This is a genomic window from Sporosarcina sp. 179-K 3D1 HS, from assembly GCF_047228905.1.
In the GTDB taxonomy this organism is placed as follows: domain Bacteria; phylum Bacillota; class Bacilli; order Bacillales_A; family Planococcaceae; genus Sporosarcina.
Genome location: NZ_JBFEGI010000011.1, coordinates 100091 through 123393, shown reverse-complemented (window position 1 = coordinate 123393; position 23303 = coordinate 100091). Strand labels below are relative to the sequence as shown.

24 protein-coding genes and 1 pseudogene are annotated in these 23303 nt (G+C 39.1%); 13 read left to right on the top strand and 12 right to left on the bottom strand.

Translation table 11 applies throughout. The features are described 5' to 3' along the window. Positions 1-72: 72 nt before the first annotated feature. The 3 genes from AB1K83_RS14300 to AB1K83_RS14290 all read right to left on the bottom strand — a co-directional run bounded on the left by AB1K83_RS14300 (position 73) and on the right by AB1K83_RS14290 (position 3952). Positions 73-1491 carry an AIPR family protein gene (locus AB1K83_RS14300; RefSeq protein ID WP_413058876.1) on the bottom strand — a complete coding sequence of 473 codons (1419 nt, stop codon included), beginning with the start codon at positions 1489-1491 and terminating at the stop codon, positions 73-75. A 169-nt stretch (positions 1492-1660) separates the two neighbouring features. Further along, positions 1661-3499 carry a DUF262 domain-containing protein gene (locus tag AB1K83_RS14295; protein WP_413058875.1) on the bottom strand — a complete coding sequence of 613 codons (1839 nt, stop codon included), beginning with the start codon at positions 3497-3499 and terminating at the stop codon, positions 1661-1663. A gap of 141 nt (positions 3500-3640) precedes the next feature. Continuing rightward, a complete protein-coding gene (locus tag AB1K83_RS14290; protein WP_413058874.1) occupies positions 3641-3952 on the bottom strand; it encodes an HD domain-containing protein in 312 nt (103 codons plus the stop codon). 175 nt (positions 3953-4127) lie between these two features. Between AB1K83_RS14290 and AB1K83_RS14285 the strand changes: the two genes are divergently transcribed. Further along, the gene (locus tag AB1K83_RS14285) at positions 4128-4307 is read left to right on the top strand and encodes a hypothetical protein (protein WP_413058873.1); all 180 of its coding nucleotides are present in this window, start codon (positions 4128-4130) and stop codon (positions 4305-4307) included. Between the two features lie 180 nt (positions 4308-4487). Here AB1K83_RS14285 and AB1K83_RS14280 read toward each other — a convergent pair whose 3' ends face one another. The 7 genes from AB1K83_RS14280 to AB1K83_RS14250 all read right to left on the bottom strand — a co-directional run bounded on the left by AB1K83_RS14280 (position 4488) and on the right by AB1K83_RS14250 (position 8587). Then, positions 4488-4934, bottom strand: coding sequence for a PH domain-containing protein (locus tag AB1K83_RS14280; protein WP_413058872.1), 447 nt, complete (start codon positions 4932-4934; stop codon positions 4488-4490). Positions 4935-5071: 137 nt separating this feature from the next. Then, entirely contained in the window at positions 5072-5521 is a 450-nt protein-coding gene (locus AB1K83_RS14275; protein ID WP_413058871.1) for a DUF4362 domain-containing protein, read from the bottom strand. Positions 5522-5786: 265 nt separating this feature from the next. Beyond that, positions 5787-5960, bottom strand: coding sequence for a hypothetical protein (locus AB1K83_RS14270; protein ID WP_413058870.1), 174 nt, complete (start codon positions 5958-5960; stop codon positions 5787-5789). Positions 5961-6045: 85 nt separating this feature from the next. Continuing rightward, on the bottom strand, positions 6046-6423 hold the full coding sequence (locus AB1K83_RS14265; RefSeq protein ID WP_413058869.1) for a hypothetical protein: 378 nt from the start codon (positions 6421-6423) through the stop codon (positions 6046-6048). A gap of 101 nt (positions 6424-6524) precedes the next feature. Continuing rightward, entirely contained in the window at positions 6525-6827 is a 303-nt protein-coding gene (locus AB1K83_RS14260) for a hypothetical protein (RefSeq protein ID WP_413058868.1), read from the bottom strand. Further along, complete coding sequence (locus tag AB1K83_RS14255; protein ID WP_413058867.1) at positions 6824-7069, bottom strand: hypothetical protein; 246 nt, start codon at positions 7067-7069, stop codon at positions 6824-6826. Before AB1K83_RS14255 ends, AB1K83_RS14260 begins: the two co-directional genes overlap by 4 nt. 651 nt (positions 7070-7720) lie before the next feature. Beyond that, on the bottom strand, positions 7721-8587 hold the full coding sequence (locus AB1K83_RS14250) for an HD domain-containing protein (protein WP_413058866.1): 867 nt from the start codon (positions 8585-8587) through the stop codon (positions 7721-7723). Between the two features lie 337 nt (positions 8588-8924). On the opposite strand from AB1K83_RS14250, the gene AB1K83_RS14245 reads away from it, so the two are divergent. After that, positions 8925-9713 (top strand): enoyl-CoA hydratase-related protein, encoded by a 789-nt coding sequence (locus AB1K83_RS14245; RefSeq protein WP_413058865.1) that lies wholly within the window; start codon positions 8925-8927, stop codon positions 9711-9713. A gap of 108 nt (positions 9714-9821) precedes the next feature. Here the strand turns inward: AB1K83_RS14245 and AB1K83_RS14240 are convergent, their stop codons facing one another. Continuing rightward, a complete protein-coding gene (locus AB1K83_RS14240) occupies positions 9822-10433 on the bottom strand; it encodes a hypothetical protein (RefSeq protein ID WP_413058864.1) in 612 nt (203 codons plus the stop codon). A gap of 288 nt (positions 10434-10721) precedes the next feature. On the opposite strand from AB1K83_RS14240, the gene AB1K83_RS14235 reads away from it, so the two are divergent. The 4 genes and pseudogenes from AB1K83_RS14235 to AB1K83_RS14220 all read left to right on the top strand — a co-directional run bounded on the left by AB1K83_RS14235 (position 10722) and on the right by AB1K83_RS14220 (position 13851). Beyond that, entirely contained in the window at positions 10722-11573 is an 852-nt protein-coding gene (locus tag AB1K83_RS14235; RefSeq protein ID WP_413058863.1) for a glycerophosphodiester phosphodiesterase, read from the top strand. 264 nt (positions 11574-11837) lie between these two features. Continuing rightward, positions 11838-12326 (top strand): hypothetical protein, encoded by a 489-nt coding sequence (locus AB1K83_RS14230; protein WP_413058862.1) that lies wholly within the window; start codon positions 11838-11840, stop codon positions 12324-12326. A 157-nt stretch (positions 12327-12483) separates the two neighbouring features. Next, positions 12484-12555, top strand: a pseudogene (locus tag AB1K83_RS14225) (helix-turn-helix domain-containing protein); the annotation flags it as partial. Between the two features lie 48 nt (positions 12556-12603). After that, positions 12604-13851, top strand: coding sequence for a DUF4153 domain-containing protein (locus AB1K83_RS14220; RefSeq protein WP_413058861.1), 1248 nt, complete (start codon positions 12604-12606; stop codon positions 13849-13851). A 225-nt stretch (positions 13852-14076) separates the two neighbouring features. Here the strand turns inward: AB1K83_RS14220 and AB1K83_RS14215 are convergent, their stop codons facing one another. Beyond that, a complete protein-coding gene (locus tag AB1K83_RS14215) occupies positions 14077-15729 on the bottom strand; it encodes an alkaline phosphatase (RefSeq protein ID WP_413058860.1) in 1653 nt (550 codons plus the stop codon). Between the two features lie 200 nt (positions 15730-15929). Here AB1K83_RS14215 and AB1K83_RS14210 point away from each other — a divergent pair, with 200 nt between their 5' ends. The 7 genes from AB1K83_RS14210 to AB1K83_RS14180 all read left to right on the top strand — a co-directional run bounded on the left by AB1K83_RS14210 (position 15930) and on the right by AB1K83_RS14180 (position 23061). Continuing rightward, entirely contained in the window at positions 15930-17078 is a 1149-nt protein-coding gene (locus tag AB1K83_RS14210) for an iron-containing alcohol dehydrogenase (RefSeq protein WP_413058889.1), read from the top strand. A 9-nt stretch (positions 17079-17087) separates the two neighbouring features. Further along, positions 17088-18722 carry an ATP-binding protein gene (locus AB1K83_RS14205; RefSeq protein ID WP_413058859.1) on the top strand — a complete coding sequence of 545 codons (1635 nt, stop codon included), beginning with the start codon at positions 17088-17090 and terminating at the stop codon, positions 18720-18722. Between the two features lie 4 nt (positions 18723-18726). Then, positions 18727-20151, top strand: coding sequence for a sigma-54-dependent transcriptional regulator (locus tag AB1K83_RS14200; protein WP_413058858.1), 1425 nt, complete (start codon positions 18727-18729; stop codon positions 20149-20151). Positions 20152-20373: 222 nt separating this feature from the next. Continuing rightward, the gene (locus AB1K83_RS14195) at positions 20374-21096 is read left to right on the top strand and encodes a hypothetical protein (protein WP_413058857.1); all 723 of its coding nucleotides are present in this window, start codon (positions 20374-20376) and stop codon (positions 21094-21096) included. 150 nt (positions 21097-21246) lie between these two features. Continuing rightward, positions 21247-21534 carry a TIGR04104 family putative zinc finger protein gene (locus AB1K83_RS14190; protein ID WP_413058856.1) on the top strand — a complete coding sequence of 96 codons (288 nt, stop codon included), beginning with the start codon at positions 21247-21249 and terminating at the stop codon, positions 21532-21534. Positions 21535-21588: 54 nt separating this feature from the next. Further along, positions 21589-21750, top strand: coding sequence for a hypothetical protein (locus AB1K83_RS14185; RefSeq protein WP_413058855.1), 162 nt, complete (start codon positions 21589-21591; stop codon positions 21748-21750). A 279-nt stretch (positions 21751-22029) separates the two neighbouring features. Continuing rightward, positions 22030-23061: a serine hydrolase domain-containing protein gene (locus AB1K83_RS14180; RefSeq protein WP_413058854.1), complete on the top strand. Its 1032-nt coding sequence runs from the start codon at positions 22030-22032 to the stop codon at positions 23059-23061. The last annotated feature ends 242 nt before the right edge of the window (positions 23062-23303 follow it).

The window sequence follows — 23303 nt, the reverse complement described above, 5'->3', positions numbered from 1 at the left end:
ACTGGTAGGAGGGATTGTGGCTGGAAACTGTTCAGTTCTATCGAGCAAAAACTGTCCATTTTAGTTTAGCAGTTACACTTTTCCAATAAACTGCAATCTTTTATCTATTATTCGTTGTATCTGTACACAACGCCAAACATATAACCCTGATGTTCCTGGATTAAACAATTGTGTATAAGGTTCTTTTTCAATACTTTCCCATAGTCTACCGATTTCCCGTTTAAGTTGAACTACTAAGCTGACACTTTTGGAGGCACAAGCCAATGCAGTGGTGCTTTCCACTAAATCAAACGCATTTTCTTCGCTAGTTGTTGTTTCTGAACGCATTATAAAGTATGTAATTCCATCAATTGCCAACTCCGTCTGTATTCTATATTGTTGGGGATCCAAGGATACAAAATCTCTATTTTCAATTTTGTTTTGTTTATTATTATTCTTCGTTATGTTCTTACCAAATTCATCTTCGCTATTATCTAAAGATATTATTCTTAGTAAAACGTGAACATTTTTCAAATGATCCATTGTTTCCTCGTTACTTCCAAACTTTCCGATTGTCCCGACAGTTTGTGCGCCGTTAACAATACTAATGTCTTCACAATCAAAATAACCGAAGGCGTTGTCTCCTCCACCTACCATTGCTTTTCTAATATTTTTGCTAACAATTGTTATGCCATTATTAAAGTACCAAAATTTTTCTGGTTCATTTTCTATGGTATTTTTTATTTCTTTATTTATATCGGTCTCTCCAATAAGTTCTCTTAGATTCTTTGAAAACAACCTTTTATTATACGAATTCCACCAAGTAGCAATTTCATACCCGTTCACTTGTCCATAATATGCTTCCTGGGGTTCTGATTTTCTTCCCCATTCTTTTAATCCAATTGTTAAATTAATTGGGTCTCCTGTGATCCCAACCCTTAAAGATTCATGTAATCTTGTCTGGTTTAGAATGGTTACTGTGCATACCTCACTCGCATCATTTACCTCATTTAAAAAGTCATCGATATCTCTTTTTGAATGGTCGGAGAAGTTAATTCCTGTATAGACAAGAATTATTTCGAATTTTGTTTGAGCATCAAACATCGCTGTCGTTATTTTGTCTCTCATTCTATTAACTTTTTCATTAAAGTTTTCAAATCTCAAGTTAAATAAATGTTTTACACCCGTTAAGAACTTTTTCACATCACCATTTGAAGGTTCAGAATTTCCATTATGTATCCATTTTGATTGTACGATATATAAAGTCTTATTTCTTTCATCATAATATATTGCATCAATTCCGTTATCATCATGTCCATCTGTTATTGCTTTACCAGCTACTTCAGCATTTACTTGCGCCAAATAGTGAATTGCATATGCTGTTAAACTTCTTGTTAAAAAAAAATTCTCTTTTAAATCATGATTAGCCTGATCTACATCTGATAAATCAATTATCCCATCAAATAATCTTTTTATATATTCCTTAATTTGATTAACATGAATTATGCTCATCAATATCCCCCATTACTTTCAATTATTCTTGCACAAATCATCCATCATACGTCATATCGATATCCTTTGATAAAAAGCTGCTCTATATCACATATAGATAATAAAATCATGCTAATAGAGCAGCAGCCTTGTTATAAGATCGCATTGGGTTAGAAATTTATTTTATTCTTTATGGATACAATTTCTCCAGTAATTTATTAATAATTTTTTCCCCCCTATGAACAACAAATTTATATACCTCTTCTTTAGTATCTTCATGCTGCGTATCAATCAAGCCCTCTAAAATATTTATTCCATTTTCATCGGGATAACAAGCAAAATTTATATACGACGGATCAATACTTTCTCCTGAACTAATTTGGTTATATAAATTCAATTCCTTTTTCGACCGATTAAGGCTTGAATCCAAGTACATACAATTCCCAAGTGTACCCATAGGCAAGTTAAGCCTCTTGTATATATCTTTCACCTTACTTCGAGCTATTAAATGTTCATGATCATAATTTCTTCCTATTTTTAAACCATTATTATTTTGATCAAGATTATAAAAAACCGTGATTAGCATCTTTGAATTATCATCAAACTGAATACTTGGGTTTGATACTCTCTCCTGCCACCATATCGAAATGGCATCTTTTAATTCACGTTGGGTAGGCTTATTTATATAACTTTTTGATTGATCTAAGTAATACTGATTTAACCTTGAATCTCCAGCATTTCCCCAATTTCCGTAAACAGCATCAAAAACATAATGATAAATAAGGTTTTCAATCGTTTTTGAATAGGCAATATTTCCGCCACCAGAGCGATCAATAATACTATTATCATTTGTAATTGCGAAGTATCTTGACCATAAATCGGCAAAGTAGGATAAAAACTTAAAATTAGTTATTTTTTTGTTTTCGTATCGCTCTTCTTGACTTGGTATTTTTAAATACTTTACAAAATGAGCATTTATATGCGAAAAAATTCTAAGGACAGTATTTATCAAATCATTTAAAAACTTTGCGTCTTGTAAACGTGAAATATATTTTTCGATACTGTATAGCTTTTTGTTATCGATAGCAAAAATAATTCCCATAGTCGAATAACCAATTTCATTAGCCAAATCTTCCAAACTCTCTTCTTTCTTTTCCTTGAAAAAAACTGGACTTTGTTTAATAATCAATTTTCCTAACGCATAGCAAAGTTCCGATAAATTTATCTCTTTTTCTTCACGTAATTTTTCAGGAGAGAAATCCTCAATTTTAATATCACGTTGATTGTTTAATAGCTCATATCTTTTAATAATCTCTTCCAGGACTTCTTTGTTATATTTCATATCATTTAAGATTATTGTATTTCTATACCATTGTGCAGCAAACACCTGGTACTTAGTTAGTTTTTTACCACCTTTATTAAGATTTTCAAAAACCTCCGAAAGTTCGCTTACATCACCCAAAAATTCAACCGTAGGGATCATGATTTCATTAACTTTTAAATACCTTGATTTTTTAGTGGTTATTTTATGTTGAATATCAACTATACTTCTTAATAAACTAGTATCAATGTAGTGGCTCAATTCAATATTGCCGCTGATTTTGTCAAATAAGTATGTGGGTTCTACACTTTCTCTTGATATCAAATCTTTAATAATAACTTCAATGCTTTTCTTAATCACATTAGTAGTTCTGGCACTTATTTCTGCAGCATGAAAACTTATCAACACATCCATTAGTTCATCTATCTCTTCAGTAATATCAATATATTCTTGTGGATTTTTTTCATAATCCATAATTGTTGAAACTCGTTGTAATCCATCAATTAATGAAACTAACATTTCATCCTGATATTTATAAATTAATACTGATCCAAATGGAAACCCTTTGCTTAATGTATCAATGAATTCCCTTTTTTGTTGTTTACTCCATACCAACCTTCTTTGGAATTGTGGAACTGTCACTCGACCTTTTAATTGTTCAAAGGTGTATTGTGCAGATGTATACTTATTTACCAATGTCGTACTCATTTCCTCTCTCCCTTTCAGCAAGTTCCTATTATCTTTATGTAACAAGGCTTTTTATTAGTATTTCTTCTAAGGATATTTAGAAAATCCATATGCTTCTTCTTGTATCATAACAAATAAAGATGTTTGAAAACTAGAAAAATTTCAACAGGATAACCTTTCTATACCCATACTCCGATGTTCCCACGGCAACGATTTGTCCGATTCCGATGCAGCTTGTACCAGTTCGAGGACATCCGAACCAAATAACTTCAGCAATTCCAGTTCCGTCGTGTCGGTATCTTCCAAAGTATCATGAAGTAAACCGGCTGCCACGACTTCATCACGACAGCGATGATGTTTCAAAATCATCGCCACTGCAAACGGATGGGTAATATAGGGAATGTCTGTCCCCTTGCAATATTGCCCCTCATGTTTTTGCAAAGCGAATTGGAATGCTCTTTCGATAATATTCATAATGCTTCCCCCTTTTTGCCCGCCATTAATTAATTCCAAAGATATAGACCTGTCTCTGATTCCATTTTATCATAAGCCTTTCCTATTCAATTTTCGACTACGGCCTCCGAAATAACAGAATTCCGAATCCCTTTGTATATTGTGAATGGCTAATACAAAGGAGGAGTGAGTTTTATTGAGTGATTGGTACATCACAGATGACAAAGAGTCAAAAGAACAGTGTAGGAAAAAACCTAATGCAACGACAGTAGCGATGAAAGTGGAAAAGGTTCGTGCCGCACTAAGGAAGGAATTGCTGGAGGAAGGGAAAACGGAAGAAGAGATTGAAGAGCTTTTCAGATGTTTTGGGGTGTAGATGAGGTGGCAAGCAGGAATATATTTGCTAGCATTGAATGAATTAAAAAGGACCACCCAATGCGACTAACATTAGGCGGTCTGTACTAGCAGGTTCCCTGCAAGGGGGATCAGCGCTAAGATGAAATAATCCATCCTATTAGTGCTAGCCACTCAAGGATGGATTATTTGTTGTAAGCTATTAAACGTGCATTTTCACAAATTCATATATCTCCATGAAGTTTGGTGAAGAAATATGTGTTACTCTATCTTTTTTCCCGCCAAATAATCCTGTTTTGTTGAGGTAAATCATATTGTTGGTAATTCCAAGGGCCTGTAACATGTCGTAGTCCACTTCGTTGTAGTTCTTATACTCATATACATGGGTCTTCAACTTCCCAAATGGTGGCTTCACTTCAATGAGGACAACCTTTGTATCTGTAAAGAACAGGTATCCGAAAGTTGTGTTTTTGAATGCTCCTGTAGTAAGGAAGTAAAATTTCTCGTCCTTCGCTTCTTTCTTAATCAAGTTTAGTACTTTTCTATAATGATCTCTGGTTGTTTTAGGCAGCTTCTCTGCTACGCTCACTAATCCATCAAACGTAGAGTACTCTCCAATAATTGTGATTTCTATATTTATTTTACTCACCTTGTATCCTCCACTCAAATCCTTTTCTTACAAAACATTAGTATACAACCTTTTGGTTAGAAAGTAAGAAAAAAATCAAGAATGGAAAAACAAACCTACCCATCTTTTAACCGCTTTACTCCTGAGTCCGCCAACTATTAATGCTCATGCTCCCCTTCCTGCTCCTTCAAAACACTTAAAATCGTGAAACTTTCAACGGTGGAATCCTGCTGGCACCCTTCCAGTGTATAGCTGAATAATTGCTGCCCTTCCTCTGACGCTAGCTCCGAACAGGTCATGTTCTCTTTGGCGGGGCTGTCGCCTCGTTTCTTATTTTTTGACCGATCGATTTCGAAATCGAAAACTGATCCGTCGAAAGTTACATTGTACAATGTCGGGTTACCTTCTGGCGTGTAATTGGCAATCCGGACGGTGGCTGCTTCTTTTGCCTCTACACTTTCTAAAAATCGTTCAAAATAGATGAAATTGTAAACGGGTCCATTCATGTTGATGACATCCCCGTTTTTCAACGCCTTTTCGCTGTCATATGAACAAGCTGATAGTATGCTTATTCCAAATAACAGCACTAGATATAAACGTTTCTGCATGTATAATCCCCCCACCAACAACATAAAGTTTCACCTTCACTTTATGCATCGGCAGAGGGGCTTACCACTCACAATAGCAAAGTCTACGAGTATCCTATCTTCATTGTTTATTAATTCTTTTGGGGGAGATGTTAGAAGACATCGGGAATAAGCAACATGGTGGAAAGACCGCCTAATACGAATCTAGTAGGCGGTCCAGGTCCAAAGAAAACAACAAGAAGTTCAGCACACTCTACCATGGCAACTAGTCACCAAAACTTATTACTCAATAGAACTTATCCCTTTCCGTCTTCTTCCGCTGATTTGGTGTCATTGGCTCTCGTTTCGGCTTTAAGTTGCCAAGGTCAGCCAACTCCATCGAAATCTCTTCTTTTACTTCTCGGCGGTTTCCGGGTGTTTTTGGATTGGAATATAAATTGCTATGCGCGCCTTGCTTCACTACATCAACCTCCCCTTTTCATTTCTGGTACGTTTTTAGTATGGGGCGGTTTTCTCGTTTTCATGTAATGATGTTAAAAGGCAACTCACTTCCCCTTCAACTGCTCAAAGAATCTCTCCAACGTCCCGATACCGACGTTTTTGTATTTCGCAAGCATGACGAGTTCGTTAGGGAGCTGGCTGACGGTGTGATAGCCATGTTCGTTAAGTTGCTGGATAAGACTTGGGAATCCTGTGAATTCGTCTGTTGTGATGGGTGTCGTGGCGAGTGCTTCAGTGACGACGACATAGTCATCTTTATAGAAATAGAACAGTTCCCCAGGGCGCTGAAGTTTTAGTTGGCGGCGGGTTTTTTCTTCCGCTATGTATGTTTTTAATTCTTGAAACAAATTTTCGTCATTCGTTTCATTGTAGCGCTTAACGTATTTATGCAAACCTTCGAGAGCATTGGGCAGTTCACTCATGAGCCGCGCCTGCTGTTCAGCACCTAATCGAATGAGAAACGTTTCAGATTTGGCAAATCGCTGCGGAAGCAGAAAGGCGTCGAGTAAAAATAATCATTAAATTATATCGGTTTCTGCCTCGGATGGCGGATCAAGTAAATCTCTATAGCTTCTTCCCCTTCGCGATAGAAAACCTTGTATGGATCCGACTTTCCAAGGGCTATTAAGACCATTCTTAAGTCAACTTGCTCTTGCTGGATGTAAACTGGTCGTCCAGGAAGATGTATGGAAAGTCTTTGCTCCTCAAAATATGTTTGAATAATGTTCTTCAAGTACGGCGCAACCTTCGGCAATTCAATCGTTTCACGCCACTGGTCTAATTCCAATAAGGAATCAATCGCTGATTTCCTCCAATTTACTTTCATGAATCAATTCCTAATATTGTATTGATTTCTTTATCCGTTAAGATTGGATTTGTTTTATCTAACGCAGCACGTAGTTGTTGTTCTTCGTATTGATCCGTTACTATATAAGACGCATAATCATTTACTTCTTCCACTTCCATCAATAAATACTTCTTTGCATCTACCTGAATATAAGGATGACCGGATTGAATAGCCTTTTTCACTTCATGATCTTCAATCTTTATAGGTTCCACTATACTCACCCACTCTTCGCTCTTTTTGCTTAATTATACCTCATTGCTGAAAATGTTTATACTGTTTGACACTTCTATAGTGAAACCGATTCACTTGGACGTACTAGGCACTTAAATACCATATAAATCCATTTGCTCTATAAAATTTTCCAGTTGTATTGTTCTAGAAAAACCACCGTCGAGACGTGTCTCGACAATATCTTTTCTTAATACGTCTTAAGTTCTTTGGTTATTGCTGGGGGCAGATTGCCCTGATGACATGGGGCAAATTGACCTCATGGTTGGGGGCGTATTGCTTTCTCCATCAGTGCATATTGCCCCGTCCATCGGGACAGTTTCACCTGACTCCATTTGACACTTCGCGTAATCGATTCGGACCCATTTCGGACGGTCCGTTTTTATCTTGTTTTGGGCAGACCCCACCAGTTTCACTACTGACAGCAGGACCCACCGCTGGAATTTTTTGATTAGCATGTTCATTGTTTTACCCCCAGGGAACCATTTTACTAACAAGATAGGCATGATTCCTGCAAAAGGATACTTTTTTAATAAAAGAATTTCAATCCGTAATGTAAAAATAAAGTGCCGGGTCCAGAAATAAGTTTCAGAACCAGGCACTATTCATTATCCAAGAATAATATATTTGCCAAACAGAACCATTTATAACTTTGAAAGATTCCGTTTAAAATGGTGATACAAATTATTATCATTCCAACCTAAGCGGTATTGCAATTCATAACAAAACGCTAGCAATAAAAACGTCCCATCTGAATTCATTTCAAACCGGATGTCCCTTGCCGCCAAATCGTCCATCAGCGGTCGTAACGGTTCAAAATCACCGCTTCTGTAAAGAGCTTCCACCTCTTCTTTCACTTCACGGACAAAACCGTCCATCTTCTCCTCGATCAGTCGATCTTTCGTCGTTTCGGACACATGATACACGGCATTGAATAGCAAATCGATCTGTCCGTTCGTCAATTTGCTTGTCCCGATGAAAATCCGTTTCGCCTCGGCATCAAGGATCCGGATCAACGGTACTTCCCTCCTGAATGGTTCCACCGCATTTAGGATACTCATATAATACCAACACTGTTCGCGTTTCCCTCGATTGAATCGGGTCCAGACCAGTTCTCCTACCTCGTCGATATCGGACTGTATTGAACGGATATTATGCAGTTTATCCGCCACGATGACGGCCAACTGATCTGGACTTTTATTCGCCAGATCGGCAATCGTCCGAAGTTTCCGCTGTTCCCATGGCAGCGATTTATCGGGTTCCGATGCAGCTTGTACCAGTTTGAGGACATTCGAACCAAAGTGTAGTAGCAATTCCTGTTCCGTCGTGTCGGTATCTTCCAACGTATCATGCAGTAAACCGGCGGCTACCACTTCATCACAATAGCGATGGTGTTTTAAAATCATCGCCACCGCAAACGGATGTGTGATGTAAGGGATGTCTGTCCCCTTGCGATATTGACTATCGTGTTTTTCCATAGCAAACTGAAATGCTTTTTCGATGATATTCATTTCACTCCCCTTTTCATGCATCATATCAATTCATCTTATTGAGATATCCACACCATTTCACGGGTTTATTTAATCTTAAAGAAACAGAAATTTCCATAATTCAATTTTACCATAACTTATTATTCACCCAAAAACCTCTAACAAATCAACCGCGAATCAGCTCTACCCCCAATAACAGTTTTCCGCAGCCTTTCGTGCTAATACGACAGGACGTTCTAGCAATTGTTAAATGAAGAAAAATCAGTAAACTCCAATTGACAGAGATTTTATATTTCTTTATGATAAACATATATTATGTGTGAATTTTGCAAACTATATGAAAAAAGGGAGTGTTTTCATGGAGTTTTTATCGTTTAGACAGGCAGAAGATATAGGATACATTACATTGGAAAACCCGAGAGAGTTTAACACATTGTCATTGCCATTGATGCAAGAGTTTGATCAATTACTCCAAGAAATAGCCATAAAACGTGAAGTGAAAGTGATCATTATCGAAGGCTCCCAAAAGGCGTTTAGTGCAGGCCATAGTTTACGAGAAATCGAAACGAGAACGGAAAATGAAGTATTGGCCTTGTTTCAGGTATGCCAGCAACTCATGAAACGAATCAGAGAAATCCCACAAATTGTGATTTCGAAAGTGGAAGGTGTGGCGGTGGCAGCAGGTTGTCAACTCGTGGCAGCAAGTGATTTAGCGGTGGCAAGTGAGGGAGCGCGTTTTGCAGTTCCAGGAATTAATAGTGGGCTATTTTGCAGTACACCCGCCGTATTTTTAAGTCGGAATATCGGACGGAAGAAAGCAGCCGAATTATTATTTACAGGCAATCTGATGTCGGCAGAAGAAGCGAAAGCGGAGGGGCTAGTCAATAAAGTCGTTCCTGTTGAGAAATTGGATGACGCCACAGATCAACTAGCGAGAGACATTACGAAACAAAGCTTGAACATTATCGAATTAGGGAAACGACAATTTTACCAACAACTCAATATGGAAGATTTTCAAGCGTTAAATTATGCAACTGAAGTGATTGCTTTAAATACGAAGCATCCGGATGCAGTAGAAGGCATTAATGCTTTTCTGGAAAAGCGAACACCCGAATGGAACGATAAACCGAAACAAGAAATAAAATAATGGCTTTTGTAGAAAAAAGGGTTGGAAATCGAATTGATTTCCAACCTTTTTTGATCACTAGTGCTGCTCTTTAAATTTGCTTTGAACTGAAAAATTTCCTAGGTCTTGTCAGAGGTCCCAGCTTCGGTGAGTCGGATTCAAGGTATCTAAAATAGTAAGCTTGTTCTTCACATAATCAAGGATAAATCGGTCTTTCTTCTCTAAGTCTTCAATTTTAAGAAATCCTCTTCTTCTAAAACGCTCTTTGTAAGGTAGGTTTTTCCATTTGGATTGAGCCTCTCTCTCCAGTCTAAGAATTCTTAATTCTTCTTGAATGGCTTTTTGCTGAACCGCAAAGGACTGCTCATAGAGCTCAAATGATTGCTTTATTGTCGAGTCCATATGCTGAACAAGCGACTCTGTTAAAGCATGGAGAGCAATTGGAGAAGCCTCCTCTTTCTCCTTCATTTCTTCTATAAGGGCAAGTGGTCTTACCTCGCAGTATTTCGGAAGTTGCTCGGCTAGCAATGACAGGCTAAATCCCTTTTCTCTCCCTTTAACAAAGAACTGAGCAATCTTTAGATCTAGCTCATCAAAAACTCTTTTTTGTCCATCAATCCTGTTCAAACAATGTACCCCTTGATTTTCAAGGAGCAAAAACCAAGAATTCACCGTCTTCTTCGATCTTCCTACCTTTTTTGCGAAATCGCTAATCTGCCAAACTTTCTTTATCCCTTCCATACTTGTCCCCCTAACTTAGAGAACATGTTCCGCACATTGTTCTGACTCGAACTGTCTATGGGGTATATATTCAACATTTTGAGGAAATTTCCTCTTTTATATCATCAGAAACAAACTACGCTCAACTCCAAGTTCAGGACGTCCAATCGGAAATTTGCCAACCGTCTAAGTACGCTTAGTCTAGTAATATATTTGTTACAGTCTATTAGCATATTTTTACGGTCTATTAATATGCGCTTCATATTCCTCTCTGATAATAGAGTTAACAAATTGATAGGGAGTGATTGTATGAAGCGTTTTCTGTCCATTTTAGCTTTGATGGGTATAGGGATTACACTGTCTAGCCAGCCCGCCTTTGCCACGCCGGTGAATGAAATTTCCAAGCAGCAGCAACAACAAATGATCAATGTAGCACATCGGGGAGCATCTGGACACGCACCAGAGAACACCATGGCCGCGTTCCAAAAAGGAGTGGACATGAAAGCAGACTATATCGAAATCGACGTCCAAATGACAAAAGATGGAGAACTCGTTCTTATTCATGACACCACCGTGGATCGTACAACAGATGGCATAGGGTACGTAGGAGATTTGACATTTGAGGCGATTCGTCAACTGGATGCCGGCAGCTGGTTTCATGAAGAATATGCTGGAGAAAAAGTTCCTACCTTTGATGAAGTGTTAGACTCCTTTCGTGGGAAAACCGGAATTTTAATTGAGCTTAAGGCGCCAGAGCTTTATCCGGGAATAGAAGAAAAAGTGGCTGTAGCCTTGATAGAACGAAATATGCACAAACCAAATAATAATAAAATCATCATCCAGTCCTTTAACCATGAATCCATGAAAAAATCAAAAGAGCTATTACCTGAGGTACCTCATGGTGTACTGGCAGGACCAAGCTGGGCCAATGTGACAGATGAACAGTTAGCAGAATTTGCATCCTATGCAGATTACTTCAACCCCAATATGAACATTGTAACGCCTGAACTTGTGGATCGGGTTCATGAAGTCGGTATGATGATTTTCCCTTATACATCCAGATCCCAAGAACAAGCAAACCACTTATTCGATTTAAATGTAGATGGAATTGTTTCAGACTTTCCAGAGCATGTCTATTACCATCCGGTGCATAATCAATAAACAGAAAAAGCATGTTTTGTAACGGGTTCGATACACGTGGAGAAAACAATAAAAACATAGTGTTCGGGGACGCAATTCGCATATGAATTGGTGTCCCCTGTTTTTGTTGTATCAACATTTAGATGCTTTATATAGACGAACTGGAACCACAATTGATTGATGTTCTTCAACGGGGCAGATAGTACAATAAGGAACGATTGAAATACAATAAATATGGAGTTTCGGGGAATAATGATACTAAACAAATTTTAAAGAGAAATAGAAATGAATAAATTGCTTTTTAGCCTTATCTTCGTTTTAGTAATTCTTCCTTCACAAACACACTCTGAAAATAAAACTGAAGAGTTGCCACCTTGTTCAGCAATACTTGAACCAACAAAAAACATGCCTAAAAATGCCAGAGGAGTAGCACTGATTTACAATATTGAGAGAAAGTTTAATGATGAACGAACAAGTCTCAGTGTTCACGCACTCCATTTACCAAAACCAGCTAGTTTTGGGGATTATGATGGTTATGAAGTATTAGCATATATTCCGCAGGAAATAAGTTGGATTTTCTCATTGTCTCCTTTAACTAAATATGGAGAAACTACTTGGGCTGGGAATTTGGATGAAGTTTCTCCTGTAATGCGACCTACTCGTATCAAAGTTCGGACAGTCAATACAACGACAAAGAAAACGGGCCTATTGTACTTGAAAAAATACTGGAACCTTGTTGAACGGAGTAGGTTAGCTGTAACAGTTATGAATTAATGGTTTAAAGTTATAGAGCATTTCTTTGAATGAGGAATGCTTTTTATTTTTGCTTAAAACAAAACCCGCAATAAAAATGTTGCTCAATTCAATAAAAGTTTATTGTAAAACGATAAAATATATATTAAAATCAAAATAAATAAGGGAGGTGCTTTTTATGGCAATTTGTAAGGCTTTAGAATGTCAGCCTGGAGATATTTTAGAATACAAAAGTGACGAAGACAGTTAAACATTGTGGAGGAAACTTAATATAACAATTATTGGGGGAGGTATAACTATGGACATTAACGATTTGATTATTGAAAACATTGATAATCCTCATGAGCTGGAGAGAATGTATAGAAAAGACCCGAAAGCTTTTAAAAAGTCATTCTCACATGCCTGGGAACAAAATCCTGATTCTCAGGTTCTTGGTGTTTGGTATGAAAGATTGCATTTCATGGAGAGGGCAAATACAGAAAAATCTTCCTTGCTTCAAAAAGGTTTCTTATTCATGGGCATTTTAGCCATTCTGGCCGGGATAAGCACCAGGATCATTTTCCATTTTGTCGAACAGGAAGCAATTGCTCCTATTAACCTGGCTTTTGGTATAATTCCCTTTATCGCTGCCTATTTTGTTTACAATAATACTCCGAAAAAAAGTATTATTTATTCCCTTGCTGCGTTGTTCCTGATTTCCGGGTTTTATCTTAATATGCTGCCATTAAATTATAAAGACAGTATTATCCTTGCTTATTTACACCTTCCCATATTCTTATGGGTATTGGTAGGACTTGCATTTACAGGAAATGAATATTCGAAAGGTAGTACAAGATTAGCCTATATTAAATTTAATTTGGAATATTGTATTCTCTACGCCAGCATGGCAGTTAGCGGAATGGTACTAGCAGCATTAACCATGCAGTTATTTAGCTTTGTTGGCTTGGATATAGAAGACTTCTATTTTAGGAATGTTGTTTTATTTGGTGCTGCCGCGCTCGCTATTGTGGCTGCATACCTGGTATCAATGAATCTTAAACTTGCTAAGAATATTACACCATATATAGCTAAAATTTTTAGTCCTCTTGTCCTGGTCACATTATTGGTCTATCTAATAACGGTTTTATGGGTCGGAAAAAACCCATTCTTGGACCGCAATTTCCTGATAGCCTTCAACGGAATACTCCTTGGTGTATTGGCCGTTACCATATTTTCCATTATCGAGAGCGACTCAAACGAGAAAAAGAACATTTCAGATTATATAAATTTTGCCTTAATTGTTCTTGCGCTTATCATTGACAGTGTGGCTTTGTCAGCCATCGTGTTCAGACTTTCTTCTTATGGAATTACGCCTAATAGACTTGCTGTTTTAGGAGTAAACATACTTATCTGGGCAAATCTAATTTGGATTATGCTCTCCTATATGCGTTTTCTACAAAACAAATCCGGACCTTCCACTATCCAAGATGCCGTTACTAAGTATTTGCCGGTCTACGGACTTTGGGCAGCTTTCGTTACATTTACTTTTCCTATAATTTTTAAATAGAAAGGCTCTGTTAATGTAACGAAATGCTAATCTTCTATTACAAACCCGTTACATGTTTGATCCATCTTCAAAACATACTCTTCTTTGGTATACAACTTCATTATAAAAGTTTGATTACTTTGTATGCTGCAACGCTAGTTACCACATACAGACACCGACACTATTCAATAAAAATCGAATGCTTCCCCTAGACTAACTACATAGGGGAAGCATTCGTTTACAAGATTATTTAGATAGGTCCAATGCAGATTCGGATACATAGAAATCTTTTTCGTTATAAACGGTCACCCCGTCTAGTTGCTTCATGTATGACTGGTTTTTCTTCGTTACATGCGCCTCGTTTTTATTAACAGGGAGTTCGATCTTGATATTGTTCTTTTCTGCAATAAATACCGGGTTGTGCTCATCTGTCACATCAATGCGAGTTTCGAATCCTCTTTGCTCGAAAGACTCTCTTGCATTGACAAATAGCTTGTCCGTTGTTTTATTCAGATCAACTCTTAAGAAGGACGCCATTGTTTTCGCAAGATCTGTGTTATCTACCAATCCGTACGGTTTAGATGGACCATAGGCGTACAGGAAGACATCCTCACCTGTATGGCCTCCTGTAGAGAAGCCGATGTTCGCTCGATTTGACAGCATTTTCGTCATGTCCGCTTGTAACGATTTTGATGCTTTGAGCGTTTCGATTTCTGTTTCTGTCAGATTGTCCAAACCGTATAATTCTGCTACTTCTTTCATATTGGAACGATCGTCGTTCAATTGCTTTAACGCGCCTTCCACCGTCATCGTAGCTTTCTTCAAAGGATCGATATACGCAGAAACCGGAATTTCAGGGTAGTTGCCATTTGTGTTTACATTCCCCATTGTAATCCCGCTGTTCCCGTGGTCACTTACTGCAATGACCATTGTATTTCCGTCTTTCTTCGCAAAGTCCAATGCTTCCTGCACCGCATCGTCAAATGCTAATACATCACTGATAATGCCAATCGGGTCATTAGCGTGTGCCGCCCAGTCCACTTTACTCCCTTCCACAAATAGGAAGAAGCCATCTTGATCTGTGGAGAGCGTGTCAATTGCTTTTTTCGTCATTTCGGCAAGAGTTGGTTCATGATTGCTCGTTGCTTCACGGTCAAAGTCATAGGCTAAAGCGGAGGGAGAAAAGGATCCCCAAATTTTATCTGAATTTGATTGTAATAGCTCCTCACGTGTTTCGACAAAGTCATAGCCCTTTTCATCAAGGACTTCCGTTAAATCTTCACCGTCCACTCGGGAATTTCTACCTTCGCCAGGTAATAGCGATTCTTTTCCTCCCCCAAGCACGACATCGATTTCCTGATACACTTGCTGCTCAGCGATATCTTGGTAGTTGCTGCGATGTGTTGCGTGAGCAGAGAAGCCCGCAGGCGTTGCATGTTGAATTTCAGATGTGGAAATGATGCCCGTTGCCTTGCCTTGTAGTTTTGCACCCTCTAATACATTCGCAACTGGTTTGAAAGCATCCTCAGGATCCACCGCTTCGACACCTGGTGTATTCACTAACTCAGGAAGAAGGCCAACAATCTTATCATTACTCTTATGGCCCGTCGCCAAGGCCGTGGCAGCTGGAGCAGAATCGGTGATCGCTGACTCGGCTGAATGCGTGCGCACGCCTCCGATCACGATTTCATCCATCGCCAGGTTCTCGCCTTTGTACCATCTGGCAAGCGAAGTAGCCCCTGCACTCGTTCCATCCATCACCATCATAATGACATTGGTCGGTTCATTCTTGTTGTTCTTCGCCTCAGTGATATGGTTGTAGCCAAAACCTAACGATGAAAAAGCGACAACAGCGGCCAGTGACACAGCTGCTGCTTTCTTTCTCCAAACATTCTTCATGTTGCCATCCCCCTCTATGAAAGTAGGTAACTCATTAGTTATCATAGAGGGTGGTTATTAATCTAGTATGAATTATTGGTTAATTATTTGTTAAATGAAGTTCTCTACAAATATTCAGAACAGACCCCTATTAAATTAGAATGAAAATTTCTAGCAAATAATGTTACAATAGATAGAATAGTCAAATTAATGAGAGGTGTATCAATATGTTTAAATTTGTTATGCCTGAAGTCATTTTTGGAAGCGGTTCCATCAAACAAGCCGGGGAAAGCTGTGCGCGTCTAGGCGCGCGAAATGTGCTGATTGTCACAGATCAAGGTGTGATCGATGCGGGTTGGGTGGAGTTTATTGAACAAAGTTGCCAGGAAGCGGGACTGGCTTCTGTTCTTTTTTCAGACATCAGTATCAATCCAACAGGGATGGAAGCGGAAAAGTGTGCGCAAGTGTATCTTGAAAATGAATGCGATGCGCTCATCGGAGTCGGAGGCGGCAGTGCCATTGACATTGCAAAAGCCGCTGCGATACTCGCAACCAATGGCGGACAGGTCCGGGATTATGAAGGGGTCGATCGTATTTCCAAACCTCTTCCCCCACTAGTGATGGTCTCGACGACGGCTGGTTCCGGTTCGGAAGTGTCTCAATTTTCCGTAATCGTGGATAGTGAACGTCATATTAAAATGACGATTGTTTCAAAATCACTGGTCCCAGATATCGCAATCATTGATCCTGACGTGTTGGCTACTAAAAGTGCCCGCCTTACCGCATCCACTGGGCTAGATGTGCTAACACATGCCATCGAATCCTTCGTCAGCATGGCCGCTACGCCGCTGACAGATGTGCATGCTAAACAAGCCATCAGGTTGGCTACTCAATACTTGCGACCCTCTGTTGCGTCCCGCTTTAATATAGAAGCAAAAGAGCAAATGGCGATGGCTAGCCTTCATGCCGGGCTCGCCTTTTCCAATGCCATCCTAGGTGCTGTTCATGCCATGGCGCATACCATCGGTGGACGCTACCCTTTTTTGCACGGGGATATTAATGCTGTCCTGCTGCCCCATGTCATGGAGTTTAATGCCCTGGCTGCACCGGAAAAATTTAAGACGATCGCTGCATTGATGGGAGAAAACGTCAGCTCCCTTTCCGTCTCCAGTGCCTGTGAAAAAGCAGTTAGCCACGTCAGAAAACTTGCCGTTGATATCGGTGCTCCTTTGACGTTAACTGAAATGGGGTTCGAGGAATCAGCCATACCCGTCATTAGCGAAATAGCGCTATTGGATGCTTGTATGATCACCAATCCACGAGATATTTCAGCGGAAGAAGTAGCGTTTCTTCTTCGGCAGGCTTTGTAGGTGTTTGCGATGAATCGACTTGAAATGATTGATTTATTAACGGGTGTCCAGTCATCCAAACAAAATTATTATTCAGAGTTGAAGTCAACCGTGGACCAATTAAAAAAGAAAAACAGCCAATTGGAAATCATCAATGAAGTGATGAGGAGTTTTACCGTTGATTTCTCGGTGGCGCATATGCTGGAAAAAGCTCTTGCCAAGTTACAGGCCCTGTACCCGATTGATCGAGTCAGTGCTGCCCTTGTAGATGAACAGAAACTCGTCCTATCCTATGTATATCCCGAACATGATATTTATTTCGAGAAAAGCACGCTATTCCCGAAGGAAGGTTCTCTCTATCATAGGGTCTTTACAACAGGACAATATGCCTTTTATGACGAAAATGAAAGCGAAGCATACTTTGAGAAAGAAGGATTCCAGCACCTTGGTCTCGCCTCCGTGCACCTTTTCCCATTGAAAAGCAGCGGAAAAACGATAGGGGTTTTATCGCTCGGCAGCCGAACCCATTTTCAGTGCGATGAAGACGACCTCTCTTTCTTTTTTCATTTTGCAGACCAGATTGCGGTTTGTATGGAAAATGCACGGCTTTACGGTGAGGTTCTAGCTGGAAAACAGCAGTGGGAAGAAACCTTTCGAGCCGTGTCTGACGCGATTTTGATCATCGCTCCTGATGGCACCATTTTATCCAGAAATGATGCCGCCCGGTTGGACTGGCCTTTTCATATCGGAGAAAATATCGGCCAATTTATGGAGCAAGCTGCTCGGTCTACGGAAGACCCTTTTCAGATGACCCTTCAATCCAAAAAACCGCAGTCGGCCGAACTGTATTTTGAAAACAAAATCTATGATTGTTCTTGCTATCCGCTTATGGGAATCGATGACTCTATTGACGCAGTCATTCTCTATCGTAAAGATGTGACAGAAAAACGCCTGATGGAAATGCAGCTCATGCACTCGGGACAGCTGGCAGCCATTGGAGAGATGGCTGCAGGTGTGGCACATGAGCTCAATAACCCGCTGACTGCCATTATCGGGAATACGCAACTTCTCTTGAGGACCCAATCTTCTAATGACCAAATTAAACCATTGCTCGATGACATCGACCAGTGTGGGAAAAGATGCCGAACGATTATTCGTAGCTTGCTCGCCTTTTCACGACAGGAGATTCCTACCTTTAAATCCTGTTCACTAAACGATGCCGTCACAGAAGCCCTAAGCTTGACCCGCAGGCAAATTGAACAACATCATATTTCAATTGAAGTGAACTTCGATCCTGCTCTTCCCGTATTGAATGGGAATTTACAGCAGCTTGTACAAGTGGCTGTCAACTTGCTGATGAATGCGAAAGATGCTTTGACCATCGCTTCGATCGACGAAAAAAAAATTCTCATTCAGACTGGAGTACTGGACGGATCCGCCATGTTATCGATTACGGATAATGGCATGGGCATTGCAAATGAAGTGCTTGACGACATTTTCAATCCCTTCTTCACTACGAAAGTCGCCGACAATGGGACCGGGCTCGGCTTGTCCGTCAGTTTCGGGATTGCTCAAGCGCACGGAGGGATATTGTCTGTCACTACCAAGGAAGGCAGCGGGACCACATTTACTCTGTCTATTCCATTATCTGCTGAAAGGCTGTGAAAACTTGAAGCGCATTTTAATTGTCGAAGATGAAATAGAACTTGGCCGATTCTTAACACGTCTTATTGAATTAAAAGGTTTCCATGCAACACATGTCAAAAGCGGAATTGAATTGGATACCCTCCCTGATTTATCGTCGTTTCAACTAGCGTTCATCGATGTTCGGCTTCCTGATCGGAATGGTATCGATGTGTTGAAGATGATGAAGAGTAAAGCGCCACACTGCCACTGTGTCATTATGACCGGTTACAGCACGGTGAAAATTGCAGTGGATGCCATTAAACATGGAGCGACTGATTTTATAGAAAAACCATTTGAAGATATTAACGTCATTGATCAATTGATTGACCGTCTTCTATTGAACGAACCACCAATTGCAGGGGAAGAGGCGGAATATCAATTGATCGCCCGTGAATTAGGTTGTTTTTTAGGGAACAGCCGCCCTATGCATCAGCTGTATGAGCTCGCCTATAAAATTGCCTCCAAACAGATTACCGTGTTAATCGAAGGCGAAACAGGCACTGGAAAAGAAGTGCTGACCAAATTCATACATGCGGCAAGCGCCCGTTCCGCCGGCCCCCTACTGAACATTAACTGTGGCGCCCTATCTGAATCGCTTTTGGAGACTGAGCTATTCGGCCATGTCAAAGGTGCTTTCACAGGTGCTTTGGCCGATCGGGCCGGTTTTTTCGAAGTCGCTTCATCAGGCACTCTTTTTCTCGATGAGATCGCGGAAGCCACCCACTCCACACAGGTAAAACTGTTGCGGGTGCTTGAAACGGGCGAGTTCATGAAAATCGGCGGAACGAAAACAGAGCGCACCTCCGCTCGTATTATTGCAGCTTCACACGTCAATCTCGAAGAAGCCGTACAGCACGGGACATTCCGGGAAGACCTATTATTCCGTCTGGATGTCGTGAAACTGGTCATCCCTCCCCTACGCGAACGACGGGAAGACGTTCCCCTATTAGTTGACTTATTAGTGAAGCGTTACGGGGAGACGATCACTTTTGCACCTGACTCATTGGAACTACTGAGTCAATATGATTGGCCGGGAAATATGCGTGAACTGTCGAATGTGATCCGAAGAACAGCTGCTATTTCTAGCGAAGGAGCTATCATCACACCCGATTTGCTTCCAACTAGAATAACCGGACAAACCCGAACTTTTCCTGTCTCCCCTTCCGTTGAGCCTGTTCGTTTCCCCGATGAGTGGAACAAGTTTTCAAAAAAAGTAATGGCCATTTATAACGGGGACGAACAACAATCTCTTGATGACGTACTGTCCCTCATCAAGAAGATGGAAAAACGTACAGCTGCCGCCCTTATCAAAAAATCACTTCATGAAACGGCGGGCAGTCGCAAAGAAACAGCCCAAAAACTCGGTGTCTCTCCAAGGAGAATCCGCTATTACTTAAATGAAACATGAAAAAGAGGGCCACTTCCAGTCCGTCACATACCGACCTGGAAGGCACCCTCTTTTTCTAACGGGTTCGGTTAATGGTGAGAAACATTAATTAATAGAATTTGGAGATTTTATGGTAAGTTAATTTTAAATATTGTGAAAGGTTCACTTAAACTAACGGAGCAGGTTAGTTCAATAACAATTGGTTTTTTATGGTAAGATGGCAATTATAAAGGAGTGGGAATATTGAAGAAATATCTTTACACGGGGATTTTACTTGGAACTATTGTGTTAGCTGGGTGTAGTGCAAATGAGGTAACAGAAGAACAAGTACCAGCAAAAGAAGAGAAAGTGGAAGATGTAACTAATGGACAAGAAGTAGAAGTTGAGACTTCACCTGATACGGATAAAGAAGAAGTTGTGTCAGTGCCTCCTTTGGATTTAACACAAGAACAAAAAGAAAACTATTACAAGGAATACGTTACTCTCATAGAGTTAGCAAAGTCAGAGTATCATAATGCAGTCCTAGAAATTGAACCTATTGACAATTTTAAAGATGAAGATTGGGTTGAAATAGAAGAATTTGAGAAAAGGGTAGAAGAAAGAGCAAATGATAAGTTTGTTGTGTCAAAGAACAGCGATAAATATTCACCGGTTTCAGTGCCGAAGATAGCAAAATTATATATAGGCTCAAATGTAACAACTATTAATTTTAAAGGTTCGTTCGAGACACAGTTAAATTCTAATACACCCGGTGGGAGACAACTATTTTCAAAGTTCAACTCTATTTCTTCAGAAATAGAGGGGAATGATGGAAGTTGGAGTCAAACAGGACATGACTCTTTACTAATTGATGATGGAATCTCATACATGATTGCTGTAGGAGGAAAATACTCCGAAAATGGTATTATTTCTTTTCATAACATAGAATTAGAATTTCATTGTGATAAAAATGGTGGAATTAGTTGATAGTGAAAGGCAAAGGTCTTTGTGCTTAAACTAACGGGTGCTTTACTAGAATATCATTGAGCTTGAGCTGCTTAGACGGCTCTTTTTACTTGTTCAACTAAAGGGGCAGGTTACTAAGAAATTTAGAACTAATAATGGAGGTCTTTAGCTTTGCAAAAATGCGGGAAATGCAATGCACATTTTAGTTGGCGTAAAATATATAAATCCTTATGGTGGAATTATAATCCTATTAAATGTAACGAATGCGATACAACATATAAGATAACAATGCCAAGCAGATTAATTTTTGTCTCTTTAACTATTTTCCCTATGCTCTCTTTCGGTTTTTTTCTGTCCCCTTTTAGCAATGGTGTTGTGACACTTGGTATAGCTATTTTTATTCTAATTATTGGTTCTATGTTGGCACCTTTTCTCGTTACTTATAAAAAGTCTTTTTGAACTAACGGGGCAGTTTAGTTTAATAAGAGGTTTTTAATTAAAGGGGGGATTAACTTGGGGATAGGCTTAATAATTCTGGGTGTTTTAATATTTCTTTTTGGCTTCCTTACTCCTGTTAGTGATTTTATTACTCTACCGATTTCAATAATTGTTCTGGTGGTTGGAATAAATCGCTTATTAAAAAGAAAAAAAGTAGCTAACGGGTGCGTAACTTGAAAAACGTTGAGCTACTAAGACGTCAATGTTCTTGAACTAACAGGTGCTTTACTTGAAGATCGTTGAGCTGCTTAGACGGCTCTTTTTTCTTGTTCAACGGGGCAGGATAGTTAAACGAGAATAATGCTATCAGTATTATGGTTATAAGAATTGAGGTTGTGAATATATATCTTTAGATCAAGGACCATCATGAACTATTGATACTTGAAGAATTTATTTTTTTGGAAGATGGAAGATAAAAGTAAAAGATCCATTATGAAAGAGAGGAGGCTATTATAATTGTTAACAACTATTGAGCCATCATTTGTTGAGGAATTAGTGTCAACTGCAGTATCAAAGAAAAACATATATGGTGCTGTATTATGTGTCGAAGATGGAAGCAACTCTTTATCGCTCTTATACGGAGCTGGAAATCTAACTTCAGATAAGCCATATTTTATAGCAAGCGTAACAAAATTATACGTCACGGCTGTCTTATTAAAATTAAGATCAGAAAAATGTCTGAATCTCCAAAATAAAATCTCCGAATATTTTTCTGATGAAATTCTACATGAACTCCACCTATATAAAGGCATAGAACACACCAAAGATATAACAATCAAACATTTAATGTCCAATACATCAGGAATACCTGATTACTTCTCCTCTGATGTAATTGGGGAATTAACGGCAGGAATAGATCAGAGTTGGGGCTTTGAAAGAACAATAGCAAGTGTAAAACAAAAGAAACCAAAATTTGCTCCTGGTAAAAAGGCTCAATACTCCGATACAAATTATCAGCTTTTAGGTAAGATTATTGAAACGATTACCAAAAAAGACATCCATACTGTTTTCAAGGAATTTATTTTTGATGAACTAAAATTGGAGAATACGTACTTATATGAAAATGTGAATGATAAACGACCAGCCCCTATTTATTACAAAGATAAAGAAATCTACTTACCCAAATATATGTCATCAATAGGACCAGAAGGAGGCATTATATCGACAGCGAAGGAAACTATGATATTTTTAAAGGCATTTATCAATGGGCATTTCTTTCCCAAAGAATATTTCAATGAGCTTAAAGATTGGAAAATTCTTTTTGGTCCAGGATTATTCTTTTATGGTGTTGGGATTGCAAATCAACCCATATCTATTAAAGAATTAAAAAATGGATTAATTGGACATTGGGGGCAGACAGGTGCTTTTTCATTTTACCATCCAAAGACTGACCTATACTTTACAGGAACGGTCAATCAGTTTTACGGGCATAGTGCTGCTTCAAAGATGATGATGAAAATAATTAAAAATGTGAAAATAACAGAATAGGTCTAATTTAATCGGACGAATTTTGGAGAGTAGGGTGTCCCTACTTGTAAATCCTTCTTCAACTAACAGGTGCTATAGTAAAATAAGGATAGTATATATACATCAAAAAACGCTCAATTTGAGCGTTTTTTTGTTATATAGTTAATTTACTGTTGAAACATATCAGCATAATATTCACACGGTTAAAAGCGTCTTTCTCCCAATCAACCGAACCCATTACTCTTTTTCTCTGATCTCATATC